At 72.1% G+C, this 11951-nt stretch carries 10 protein-coding genes; 7 read left to right on the forward strand and 3 right to left on the reverse strand.

All coding sequences use genetic code 11. The features are described 5' to 3' along the window. Positions 1 to 391: 391 nt before the first annotated feature. Together VHA72_RS06940 and sftH are read right to left on the reverse strand one after the other, a co-directional pair. Positions 392 to 694, reverse strand: a complete 303-nt coding sequence (locus VHA72_RS06940) for a hypothetical protein (protein WP_325573716.1) — start codon at positions 692 to 694, stop codon at positions 392 to 394. A gap of 9 nt (positions 695 to 703) precedes the next feature. Beyond that, positions 704 to 3040 (reverse strand): DNA 3'-5' helicase SftH, encoded by a 2337-nt coding sequence (gene sftH, locus VHA72_RS06945; RefSeq protein WP_325573717.1) that lies wholly within the window; start codon positions 3038 to 3040, stop codon positions 704 to 706. Between the two features lie 166 nt (positions 3041 to 3206). Here sftH and VHA72_RS06950 point away from each other — a divergent pair, with 166 nt between their 5' ends. Continuing rightward, positions 3207 to 3545 carry an anti-sigma factor antagonist gene (locus VHA72_RS06950; protein WP_325573718.1) on the forward strand — a complete coding sequence of 113 codons (339 nt, stop codon included), beginning with the start codon at positions 3207 to 3209 and terminating at the stop codon, positions 3543 to 3545. 28 nt (positions 3546 to 3573) lie between these two features. Next, positions 3574 to 5067, forward strand: coding sequence for a DUF7059 domain-containing protein (locus tag VHA72_RS06955; RefSeq protein ID WP_325573719.1), 1494 nt, complete (start codon positions 3574 to 3576; stop codon positions 5065 to 5067). A 10-nt stretch (positions 5068 to 5077) separates the two neighbouring features. Here the strand turns inward: VHA72_RS06955 and VHA72_RS06960 are convergent, their stop codons facing one another. Beyond that, the gene (locus VHA72_RS06960; protein WP_325573720.1) at positions 5078 to 5755 is read right to left on the reverse strand and encodes a hypothetical protein; all 678 of its coding nucleotides are present in this window, start codon (positions 5753 to 5755) and stop codon (positions 5078 to 5080) included. 155 nt (positions 5756 to 5910) lie between these two features. Here VHA72_RS06960 and topA point away from each other — a divergent pair, with 155 nt between their 5' ends. From topA to VHA72_RS06985, 5 genes are all read left to right on the forward strand, one after another. Next, positions 5911 to 8577 carry a type I DNA topoisomerase gene (gene topA / locus VHA72_RS06965; protein WP_325573721.1) on the forward strand — a complete coding sequence of 889 codons (2667 nt, stop codon included), beginning with the start codon at positions 5911 to 5913 and terminating at the stop codon, positions 8575 to 8577. Next, entirely contained in the window at positions 8574 to 9383 is an 810-nt protein-coding gene (locus tag VHA72_RS06970; protein WP_325573722.1) for an alpha/beta hydrolase family protein, read from the forward strand. The genes topA and VHA72_RS06970 overlap by 4 nt, the downstream gene beginning before the upstream one ends. Before the next feature lie 81 nt (positions 9384 to 9464). Continuing rightward, on the forward strand, positions 9465 to 11048 hold the full coding sequence (locus tag VHA72_RS06975; RefSeq protein WP_325573723.1) for an InlB B-repeat-containing protein: 1584 nt from the start codon (positions 9465 to 9467) through the stop codon (positions 11046 to 11048). Positions 11049 to 11088: 40 nt separating this feature from the next. Continuing rightward, on the forward strand, positions 11089 to 11736 hold the full coding sequence (gene tmk / locus VHA72_RS06980; RefSeq protein WP_325573724.1) for a dTMP kinase: 648 nt from the start codon (positions 11089 to 11091) through the stop codon (positions 11734 to 11736). Next, on the forward strand, positions 11733 to 11951 hold a 219-nt coding region (locus VHA72_RS06985), incomplete at its 3' end, for a DNA polymerase III delta subunit-related protein (protein ID WP_524538578.1). The genes tmk and VHA72_RS06985, both read left to right, overlap by 4 nt.

Genomic DNA, 11951 nt, shown 5'->3' on the forward strand with positions numbered 1-11951 from the left:
GCGAGATCGGACTCGTCCCGCCAGCCGAGTTCGAGGCCAACCACTGGGCATGCCAGCCCGTCAAGCACTACCGTCAGAACCCGGTCCTCACCGAGGTCGGATCCAACTAACCGAGCCTCCACGAAACCCGGGGCGATTCATGGGGCCAGTGTTGGGGTTGGGCCATCAGGAGCGCCAGCCTCAGGAGGCCCGGTCTCAGGCCGAGCCGCCCGGACCCCGGACTCGCCCGGACCCTGGCCCGGGCTGCATCCTGGACCCGGGCTGCATCCTGGATTCGGTCTCGTCCCGGGCCGGTCGCACCCGAGTCTTGCCCCGCACAGACGATCTCGGTGACCTGGCAGGCGGCGCCGGCTCGCTGACTGCTCAACTCTCGCGCTGATCGCCCTGGCGCTCAGGCCTCGTGCTCGCCGCCCTCGTCCTCGCGGCGCCCGTCCTCGATCTTCTCCAGCTTGGCGGCCAGCCCCTGGAGTCGGCGCTGCTCCTTGCGTTGGCGCAGCTGCCGCTTGCCGCCGAACTTCGAGAGCGAGAATCCCCACAGGATGGCGACGCCGGCGAAGAAGCCGAGCAGGAAGACGGCGGTCGCGCCGAGGTGGATGCCGATCAGGCTGGCGTTGCCCGCGTCCCCGGCCGTGAAGATGCCCGCGAGCAGGACCAGCACGCCGACGACGATGAGGACGAGTCCGAGCAGCAGCATGGCGAGAGGCTACGCCGCGCCGAGCAGCAGCGTCAGCAGACGGGCCGCACCGGCCTTGTCCAGCGGGTTGTTCTGGTTGCCGCACTTGGGCGACTGAATGCACGAGGGGCAGCCGTCGTCGCACTCGCAGGCCAGGATTGTGTCGCGGGTCGCCGTCAGCCACTCCCGGGCCGCCGCGAAGCCGCGCTCGGCGAAGCCCGCGCCACCGGGGTGGCCGTCGTAGACGAACACCGTCAGCAACCCGGTGTCGGCGTGGCGGGCTGTGCTCACTCCGCCGATGTCCCAGCGGTCGCAGGTCGCGATGAGCGGCAGTAGCCCGATCGAACAGTGCTCGGCGGCGTGCGCGGCGCCGGGCAGGTCAGACGCGGTCAGCCCGGCCTCGGCAAGTGCGTCGTCGGGCACCGTCCACCACACCGCGCTGGTGCGCAGCGTCCGCTCGGGCAGGTCAAGCGGCTCCTCGCCGAGAATCTCACCCCCTGGCTGCCGACGGCGCAGGAAGGCGACGACCCGGTGGGTGACGTCCACCTCGCCGTAGGCGAGCCGGCACTCTCCCCACCGTTCATGCCGATGCTCGGCGACGATCGAGATGTCGGTGACCTCGCGCGCCGAGGTGGTGTAGCCGGGCTCCGCTCGGCCGATCACGGCCACATGCTCGTCCAGGTCGAGGTCGCGGACGAGATAGGTCTCGCCGCGGTGGACGTAGACGGCGCCTCGATGGGCGGTGCCGTGCGCGCTGGATGCATCGACGGTACCGACCACGCGGCCGGTCTCCTCCTCGATCAGCTGCACCGGGCTGCCGCCGGCCGATCGGATGTCGGCGAGGTCGGCCGCCCGCCGTCGGTCGGTCCAGAACCAGCCGCGCGGCCGCTTGCGCAACAGCCCGGCCTCGGTCAGCCGGGCCACGACGCTCGCCGCGGTCGGCCCGAAGATCGGCAGGTCGGCCTCGGTGAGCGGGATCTCCTGCGCGGCCGCACACAGCTGCGGCCCGAGCACGTAGGGGTTGTCCGGGTCGAACACGGTCGCCTCGACCGGCGCCCCGAGCAGCGCTTCGGGATGGGTGACCAGGTAGGTGTCGAGCGGGTCGTCGCGCGCCACCATCACCCCGAGCGCGTCGCCGGCGCCGCGGCCGGCCCGACCGACCTGCTGCCACAGCGCGGCTCGGCGGCCGGGGTAGCCGGCCATCACCACCGCGTCCAGGCCGCTGATGTCGATGCCGAGCTCGAGCGCGTTCGTCGCGGCCAGACCGAGCAGTTCACCCGCGCGCAGGCTGGCCTCGATCGCCCGGCGCTCCTCGGGCAGGTAGCCGCCGCGATAGGCGGCGACCCGGCCAGGCAGCGACGGATCGACCTCGGCGAGGAGGCCCGCCGCTGTCATCGCGACCTGCTCGGCGCCGACCCGTGAGCGCACGAATGCCAGTGTCCGCACGTCGGAGGAGACCAGGTCGGCCAGCAGGTCGGCGGTCTCCGAGGAGGCGGCGCGTCGCACGGGCGCGCCGTTCTCTCCGGCGTACGACGTCAGCGGTGGCTGCCACAGTGCCAGGCTGACCCGGCCACGTGGCGACGCGTCGGTCGTGACCGGCAGCACTGGTAGCCCGGTCAGCCGCGCGGCCGCGACCTCCGGCTCGGCCACCGTCGCGGATGCGAGCACGAACGTGGGCGAGGCGCCGTACGCCGCGCAGATCCGGCGCAGCCGGCGCAGCACATGGGCGACGTGGGCACCGAACACACCGCGGTAGTGGTGGCACTCGTCGATGACGACGTAGCGCAGGGAGCTGAAGAACGCCGCCCAGCGCGCGTGTCCGGGCAGCATCGAGCGATGCAACATGTCCGGATTGGTGAGCAGGTACTCGCCGTGCTCGCGCGCCCAGTCGCGCTGCTCGCGAGAGCTGTCGCCGTCGTGGGTGGTCACTCGGACGTCGAGGCCCAGTGCGCGGATGCGGCTGAGCTGGTCCTGGGCCAGCGCCTTGGTCGGCGCCAGGTAGAGCACCGTCGCGCCTCGCTCGCCGCGCCGGCCGCGGCTGCCGAGCACCGTGGTCAGCGCCGGCAGCTGGTAGGCCAGCGACTTGCCGGAGGCGGTGCCGGTCGCCAGCACCACGTGGTCACCGGCGTACGCCGCCTCGGCCGCGACCGCCTGGTGCCGCCATGGCTCGGCGACGCCCTGCCGGCGGAATGCGGCGGCGATCTCCTCGGGCACCCAGGCCGGCCACGGTGCCGTGACCGCCGTCCGCGGCGGCATCTCCTCCAGGTGTGTCAGCCTGCCCTCGCGGCCCGGCACGGCGGCGAGTCGGTGCACGATCTCGCCGACGGCGGCGCCGTGCCGAGCGCCGGGCAGGGTGGAGGAGGTCACCAGTCGATTCTCGCAAAGAGCACTGACAAGACCACGCCTACGAGCCGCCGGGCATTACCGCACAGTAAGCGGTGACTTTACCCGCGCGGGCTCGTTGCGTGGTTACATTGCCTTCGGCTCGGGGCCACGCGATGCTCGAGCCAGACGAAGCCTGAGGAGTGCTCACGTGGATCTGACTCTGACCACCCGCGAGGTCGGTGCGACGACCGTCGTCGCCGTCGGTGGTGAGATCGACGTCTACACGGCACCCAAGTTGCGCGACAAGATCACCGAACTCGTCGGTGCGGGCGCCTACCAGCTCGTGGTCGACCTGGAGGACGTGGAGTTCCTCGACTCGACCGGTCTGGGCGTGCTGGTCGGTGGCCTGAAGAAGGTGCGCGCACACGACGGCGCCCTGCGCCTGGTCTGCACTCAGGACCGGCTGCTCAAGATCTTCCGGATCACCGGTCTGGCCAAGGTCTTCGACATCCACGACAGCGCCGAGGCCGCACTCGCCGCCAGCTGAGGCGGCGCCAACCCCTAGGCTCGCTCAGGTGAGCGACCTCCCCCTGCGGCTGCGCGAAGCCCTTGAGCGCGCCGGTTTCACCTACGACGGCGTCGCCGAACTGCTCGGCCCGCTCGCGCACGACGCGCTGGCCCGCAACGAGACGGTGCCGGGCCTGCGCCGCACCACCGGCGGTACGCCGCTGGAGACCCTCGTGCGGCTCTTCCTCCTCCAGGCGCCGGTCGCCCTGGAGCAGGCCGAGGCCGCGCTGCCCGGGCTGGTGGACCGGCTCGCCGTCGAAGGCATCCTGGCCCAGTCCGTGGGTGAGGTCGCGGCGCGGCTGGACGTGCGCCCCTACGCGGCGGACGCCGGGCCGGGCTCCCCGGTCGACCTGTGGGTCGTCTCCGACCTGACCCCGGGTCTGGACGGGCTGCCGCAGCGGGTCGGCGCCGACCACGTGCTCGGCATCAGCCCCGCCTCGACGTCGCTGGCCCAGCTCACCCTGCGCCACCATGTCGGCCGCTCGCTCGACCTGGGCACCGGCTGCGGGGTCCAGGCGCTGCATCTGGCCGCGCACAGCGACCGGGTGGTCGCCACCGACGTCAACCGGCGTGCCCTGTGGGTGACCCGGTTCAACGCCGCCCTCAACGGGGTGAGCGACAAGGTCGACGTCCGGGACGGGTCGTTCTTCGAGCCGGTCGCCGGTGAGCGCTTCGACCTGATCGCCACCAACCCGCCGTTCGTGATCTCGCCTGCAACGGGGGAGCGGCTGGTCTACCGCGACTCCGGCCTCCCGGGCGACCGGGTGGTGGAGAACATCGTCCGGGCGGCGCCCGGTCTGCTCGCCGACGACGGCTGGTGCCAGATCCTGGCCAACTGGATCATCGCCAAGGACACCCCCTGGGACGAGCGGCTGGCCACCTGGCTGGTCGGCAACGATGAGGACGTGGACGCCTTTGTCGTGCAACGCGAGGTGCTCGACCCGGCCGCCTACGTGGAGCTGTGGCTCAAGGATGCCGGTCACCACCCGGCCACCGGCGCCGCGCATGCCGAGGACTACCGGCACCGCTACGACACCTGGCTGACCTGGTTCGAGGAGCAGGGCATCGAGGCGGTCGGCTTCGGCTGGATCAACCTGCGCCGCACCGGCGAGCAGCCGCGGCACGATCTGCTGTCCTGGCCCTACGACGTGGAGCAGCCGATCGCGCCCGCGGTCGGCGCCTGGGGTGCCGTCGCGCACATCGAGGTCTCGCCCGCCGACGTCCTGCTGCGGGCCGAGGACGTGCAACAGGAGACCCTCGGCGTGCCCGGTGCCGAGGACCCCACGACGGTGGTCCTGCGCCAGCAGCGCGGTCTGCGCCGCGCCCGTCGGGTCGACACCGTGGAGGCGGCGCTGGTGGGGGCCTGCGACGGCGACCTGAGCCTGGGCCAGATCATCGACGCCCTGGCCCAGTTGCTCGACCTCGATGCCGCCGAGGCGCGCGCGACCTACCTGCCGATCGCCGAGGAGCTGGTGCGTGAGGGCTTCCTGATCCGCGGGTAGCCCGCTGGGATCAGGCCGCGGCACGATCCGCCTCCCGGGCGGCGAGCGCATGCTCGCGCACCCGGACCAGCTGTGCCCGGGTGGCGGAGGTCAGCAGGTCGAGGTGTCCCAGCGTGGTCACGCCGGGCGTGATCGGCGTGTGCTCGGTGTGCCAGGGCCACAGCCCGCGCAGTGCCGCTCGGATCGGACGGGCGTAGGTGGCCGGCGCGCCCGGCACGTCCAGCGCGTACTTCAGCCGCGTCGACGTCACCCGCCGGTCCGGCCCGACGAGGCCGTTGGCCTCACCGACCGCCCAGGCCACCCCGGCCGCGACGTACGCCGGCAGGACCGACGCGGCGACCAGGTCCGGGTCGACCTCGCACACCCGCACCAGGCCGCGCCGGAACGCCCAGCCGGTCTCGGCGTCGTAGAACTGTCGGGCCACGTCGTCGAGCAGCCCGGCCACCTCGCGCACCCGCTGGTCCTCCGGCAGTGCGACCGGCCCGGTCAGCGGCCGGGTGTCGAGCGCCCGCACGCCGGTCGGCCCGCCGCAGGCGGCCTCGAGCCACGCCAGCGCCCTCTCGTACTCCTTCAGCGGCGGGCGCGCCAGCTCCTGCTCCAGGCGCTCGATCACGCTCAGCACGCGCTGGAACAGGGTGTCGGTGTCGGGCCCCCGGCACTCGTCGCAGGGGCAGTCGTAGTAGTGCATTCGCCAGACCTCCGGTCGGATCGATGGGTGGTCTCGCCGTCCACGACAGAGGTTGCCAGCGGACACCGACAATTTCGGACGCGCTACCGTGTCTCGCCGTGGGCCGGTCTCGGAGCGCCCACGACCGCAGCCCAGGAGCGACAAGAAGGACCCCAGTGGCACACAAGTTGGTGATCGTCGAGTCTCCGGCCAAGGCCCGCACCATCGGCGGGTACCTCGGCCAGGGGTACGTCGTCGAGTCCTCCATCGGCCACATCCGCGACCTGCCCCAGAGCGCCGCCGACACCCCGGCGAAGATCAAGGACAAGCCCTGGGGCCGCCTCGGTGTCGACGTGGACAACGGCTTCGAGCCCTACTACGTCGTACCTCGCGACAAGAAGAGCCACATCGCCAAGCTCAAGACCCTGCTCAAGGACGCCGACGAGCTCTACCTCGCCACCGATGAGGACCGTGAGGGTGAGGCGATCGCCTGGCACCTGCTCGACGAGCTCAAGCCGAAGAAGGGCATCCCGGTCAAGCGGATGGTCTTCCACGAGATCACCAAGCCGGCGATCCAGGCCGCCGCGGAGAACCCGCGCGAGCTCGACATGGACCTGGTCGAGGCCCAGGAGGCGCGCCGCATCCTCGACCGGCTCTACGGCTACGAGGTCAGCCCGGTGCTGTGGAAGAAGGTCATGTCGGGGCTCTCCGCGGGCCGCGTCCAGTCCGTCGCCACCCGCCTGGTCGTCGACCGCGAGCGCGAGCGGATGGCCTTCCGTCAGGCCTCCTACTGGGACCTGGAGGGCACCTTCGACGCCGGCACGGGCAACGACGCCCGGATGTTCCCCGCGCGGCTCTACACCCTCGACGGCGCCCGGATCGCCAGCGGTGGCAACTTCGACAATCAGGGCAACCTGAAGAGCAAGGACGTCGTCTACCTCGACCGCCAGCGCGCCGAGGGCCTGGTCGCGGCGCTCGCCGAGACCACCTACGCGGTGCGCAGCGTCGAGGCCAAGCCGTACCGCCGCTCGCCGTACGCGCCCTTCCGCACCACCACGCTGCAGCAGGAGGCCTCCCGCAAGCTCGGCATGAGTGCGAGCGTGACCATGAGCGTCGCGCAGCGGCTCTACGAGAACGGCTTCATCACCTACATGCGTACCGACTCCACCACGCTGAGCGACGCGGCGATCAACGCCGCGCGCAACCAGGTGCGGGAGCTGTACGGCGCCGAGTACCTGCCCGACGCCCCGCGCACCTACGCCTCCAAGGTGAAGAACGCCCAGGAGGCGCACGAGGCGATCCGGCCGGCCGGCGACGCGTTCCGCACCCCGGCGCAGACCGGGCTGACCGGCGACCAGTTCCGGCTCTACGAGCTGATCTGGATGCGCACCGTCGCCTCCCAGATGAAGGACGCGGTCGGCCAGAGCGTCACCATCCGGCTGGGCGGCGCCGCCGCGACCGGCGAGGACGTCGTCTTCTCCGCCAGCGGCCGGGTGATCACCTTCCACGGCTTCCTCAAGGCGTACGTCGAGGGCACCGACGCCGCCGACCAGGCCAGCGACGATGCCGAGACCCGGCTCCCGAACCTGGCCGAGGGCGACGCCGTCACCGCCGCCAGCCTCACCGCGGAGGGCCACGAGACCCGGCCGCCGGCGCGCTACACCGAGGCCACCTTGATCAAGGAGCTCGAGGAGCGCGAGATCGGGCGCCCGTCGACGTACGCGAGCATCATCGGCACCATCCTCAACCGCGGCTACGTCTACAAGAAGGGCACCGCGTTGGTGCCGGCCTGGATCGCGTTCAGCGTGGTCCGGCTGCTCCAGGAGCACTTCGAGCGGCTGATCGACTACGACTTCACCGCGCTGATGGAGGACGTGCTGGACGCGATCGCTCGCGGCGAGCGCGACCGGGTCAGCGAGCTGGCCGAGTTCTACTACGGCTCGGAGAAGGTCGAGGGCCTCAAGACCCTGGTCGAGGAGCTGGGCGACATCGACGCGCGTGACCTGGCGACCTTCCCGATCGGCGGCCCCGACAGCGGCATCCACCTGCGGGTGGGCCGCTACGGCCCCTACATCGAAGGGCCGGGCGACGACGGTACGCCGGCCGGCAAGCGGGCCAACGTGCCCGACGACCTGCCGCCCGACGAGCTGACGGTGGAGAAGGCCAAGGAGCTGTTCGCCAATCCTGCGGGGGAGGAGATCCACCTCGGCCGTCACCCCGAGACCGGATTGGAGATCGTGGCGAAGTCCGGCCGCTACGGGCCCTACGTCACCGAGGTGCTGCCCGAGGACGCGCCGAAGAAGGCCAAGCCGCGCACCGGCTCGCTGTTCAAGTCGATGAGCCTGGAGAGCGTCACGCTCGAGGACGCGGTCAAGCTGCTCAGCCTGCCGCGGGTGGTCGGCACCGCCCCCGACGGCGAGGAGATCACCGCCCAGAACGGCCGCTACGGGCCCTATCTGAAGAAGGGCACCGACTCGCGCTCGCTGGCCAGCGAGGAGCAGCTCCTGACCATCACCCTCGACGAGGCGCTGGCGATCTACGCCCAGCCGAAGACGCGGGGTCGGGCCGCGGCGAGCGCGCCGCTCAAGGAGCTGGGCAACGACCCGGTCTCCGGTCAGCCGGTGGTGATCAAGGACGGCCGGTTCGGGCCCTACGTGACCGACGGCGAGTACAACGCCACCCTGCGCCGCGACGACTCCGTCGAGTCGATGACCCTGGAGCGGGCCGCCGAGCTGCTGGCCGAGAAGCGTGCCAAGGGCCCGGCCAAGAAGACCGTGAAGAAGACGGCGAAGAAGAGCGCCAAGAAGACGACGGCGAAGAAGACGGCGGCGAAGAAGAGGTGACGCTCACCGAGACCGTCCTCACCCGTGCGGAGGGGACGTCGTACGTCGTGACGCTCGCGCGGGCCGCCGACCCGTCAGCGCCGGTGATCGTGGTCGCGCCCGCGATGGGGATGAAGGCGCGCTACTACCTGCCGCTGATCGAGGCGCTGGCCGCGGCCGGGGTCAACGCCGCCGTCGCCGAGCAGCGCGGCCACGAGGCCGACGGCGGTCGGCTCCCGGGCCGCCGCTACGACTTCGGGTACGCCGAGCTCGTCGACGACCTCGCCGGGGCGATCGACTCTGTCCGGGCGGCGCTCCCGGATGCCCCGATCCACGTGCTCGGGCACAGCCTGGGCGGCCAGGTCGCGGCGGCGTACGCCGGCTCCCACCCCGGCGCCGTCGAGGGGCTGATCCTGGTCGCGGCCAGCACACCGCACTGGCCGCACTGGGGTCCGCGGCTGCTGGTGGCCGGCTACGCGTTCCCGCTGGTCGCGCGGCTGGTCGGCCACTTCCCCGGCGCGAGGCTGAGGTTCGCCGGCCGGGAGGCGCGCGGCGTGATGCGCGACTGGGGCGTGCTCACCCGGACCGGTCGCCTCGTCGTCGGCGAGGAGGGCCTGGCCGACCTGAAGCTCCCGGTGCTCGCGGTCTCGATCGAGGGCGATCCCCTCGGCGTGCCGGCCGCCGTCGACGCGCTCGCCGCCAAGCTCCCGAACGCCACCGTCACCCGCGAGCATCTCACCGACGCGGGCCTGGACCACTTCCGCTGGGCCCGGGAGACGAAGGTGATCGTGCCGCTGCTGACCAGCTGGCTGAAGTCGCTCGGGTAGGCACGCTCGTCACGCTAGGGTGCGGGCAGCGTCGATCCGGTGTCCGGATCCCACCGTGCGCGCACCCGAGAGACGAGGCCGATGAAGACACGATCCCTGCTGGCCGCCGGATCGCTGATCGCCGCCGCGATCGCGATCGCCCCGCTGGCCCCGACGTACGCCGTCGCGGCGCCGGTCCTGACGGCCGGTTCCGGGAGCGCGGGCTTCGTCGAGGGCGACCCTTACACCGCCAGCATGCCGGTCGTGATCGCCCCCGACCTCACCCTCACGCCGGGCGGGACGACGAACATGTCGAGTGCGACGGTCGCCGTCACGGGCAACTTCCACGCCGGTGAGGATCTGCTGGACTTCGTCAACACCGCCGACATCTCGGGCGCCTACAACGCCAGTACCGGTGTGCTGACGGTCGTGTCATCGGGCGCGAGCTCCGCCGAGTGGCAAGACGCCCTCGACTCGGTCGCCTATCGCGACACCGCCGTCACGCCCAACCTCGCGACCCGGACGGTCTCCTTCACCGTCGTCGACGGCGACGGCATCACCAGCAACACGCTGACGAAGACCGTCACTGTCACGGCCGTCGACCAGAGCCCCGCGCTCTCCACGTCCGCCAGCGGCTCGACGACCTACCTGGTCGGCGACCCGGCGACCGTCGTCGACCCCGCCTTCGCGATCACCGACGCCGACAACGCGACGCTCTCCTCGGCGACGGTCGTGGTGGGCTCCGGCCTGGCCGGCGACGTGCTGTCCTACGTCAACACGTCCGCGGTGCTCTACGGGAACATCGTCGGTAGCTACAACGCGCTCACCCAGGTCCTGACCCTCACCTCGTCGGGGGCGACGGCGACGCTGGCCCAGTGGGGTGCGGCGCTCGGGAGCGTGGCGTTCTCGTCGACCGCCGCCTCGGGCACGCGGACGGTGGCCTACACCGTGCACGACGGCACGAAGAGCAGCAACCAGGTCTCCCGGACGGTGGTCGTGGCGTCGGCGACCCACACGGTCGTCTTCGACTCCCAGGGCGGTACGGCGGAGTCCGCCGAGACGGTCGGCGACGGCGACACCGCGACCCCGCCGACGCCCGATCCCACCCAGGGCGGCTACACCTTCGAGCACTGGTCCACGTCGGTGGGCGGTGCGGCGTACGACTTCACCACCCCGGTGACCGCCGACCTGACGCTCTACGCGGTGTGGACGCCGGTGACGGCGTCGCCGGCGCCGCCGGTGACGCCGCCGGCGAGCACGACGCCGACGTGTCACGGCCTGCCGGCGACGATCGTCGGCTCGCCCGGTGACGACGATCTCGTCGGGACGCCCGGTGACGACGTGATCGTGGCGCTGGGTGGCGACGACACCATCCGGGGGCTCGGCGGTGACGACACGATCTGCGCCGGTGCCGGCGACGACCGCATCCACGGCGGTGGCGGCGCGGACCTGCTGGCCGGCGGATCGGGTCACGACAGGCTGTGGGGCGGTGCCGGCGACGACGTGCTGCACGGCGGCGCCTCGTACGGTCCGGCGCACGCTCGCCGCGCCGTGCTCGGTGACGTGCTCCACGGTGGGAAGGGCGCCGACACGCTCTACGGCGACCTCGGCGCGGACCGGCTGATCGGCGGTCCGGGCCGTGACCGTCTCCATGGTGGCCAGGGCCGCGACACTCTGCGGCCGTAGCCCTCGGCGTGCTGTCGGACCGACCCCGTAGGGTCGTGTCGTGAGGTTTCCGGGGGTGTACGTCGAGCGGGGGGTCTTCGTGTGCCTCGAGGGCGGCGAGGGTTCCGGCAAGTCCACCCAGTCCCGGCTGCTGCGCGAGGCGCTGGAGGCGGAGGGTTTCGGCGTGGTGCTGACCTTCGAGCCCGGTGACACCGGCGTGGGCAAACAGCTGCGCCGGATCGTGCTCGACCCGGCCACCGGCACCCTGTCCGACCGGTGCGAGGCGCTGCTCTACGCGGCCGACAAGGCCGAGCACGTCGACACCGTCGTCCGCCCGGCGCTCGAGCGCGGCCAGGTCGTCATCACCGATCGTTACGTCGACTCCACCCTGGCCTACCAGGGTGCCGGCCGATCGCTGGACGTCGCCGAGGTCGAGGAGGTGGCCCGCTGGGCGACCGGCGACCTGCGGCCGCACCTGACCGTCGTCCTGGATCTGGAGCCGTCGGCCGGCCGGGGTGGGTTCGAGGGCCGCGACCGGATCGAGGGGGAGTCGCTGGAGTTCCATCGGCGTGTGCGGGAGGCGTTCGTGGCGATGGCCGCGGCGAGTCCCGAGCACTATCTCGTCCTCGACGCCCGGTCTCCGATCGCCGAGATCCACGCCGCGATCATGACGCGACTGCGGCCGCTGCTCACCCAGGCCGTCCGATGACCGTCTGGGACGCGCTGGTCGGCCAGCGGCACGTGATCGAGACCCTCGCCACCGCAGCCGGCGGTCGGGGGATGACCCAGTCGTGGCTCTTCGTCGGGCCGCCGGGCTCGGGCCGCTCCAACGCCGCGATCGCCTTCGCCGCGGCGCTGCAGTGCGCCCAGGGCGGCTGCGGGGTGTGCCACGACTGCCACACCGTGCTGGCCGGCAGCCACGCC

Origin of the sequence: Nocardioides sp., assembly GCF_035547795.1 — a bacterium.
Taxonomy (GTDB): Bacteria; Actinomycetota; Actinomycetes; order Propionibacteriales; family Nocardioidaceae; genus Nocardioides.

Bases quoted from the DNA above. Each gene is read 5' to 3' on its own strand.
- VHA72_RS06975 (WP_325573723.1), top strand. From the start codon at position 9,465: ATGAAGACACGATCCCTGCTGGCCGCCGGATCGCTGATCGCCGCCGCG.
- VHA72_RS06940 (WP_325573716.1), bottom strand. From the start codon at position 694: ATGCTGCTGCTCGGACTCGTCCTCATCGTCGTCGGCGTGCTGGTCCTG.
- VHA72_RS06960 (WP_325573720.1), bottom strand. From the start codon at position 5,755: ATGCACTACTACGACTGCCCCTGCGACGAGTGCCGGGGGCCCGACACC.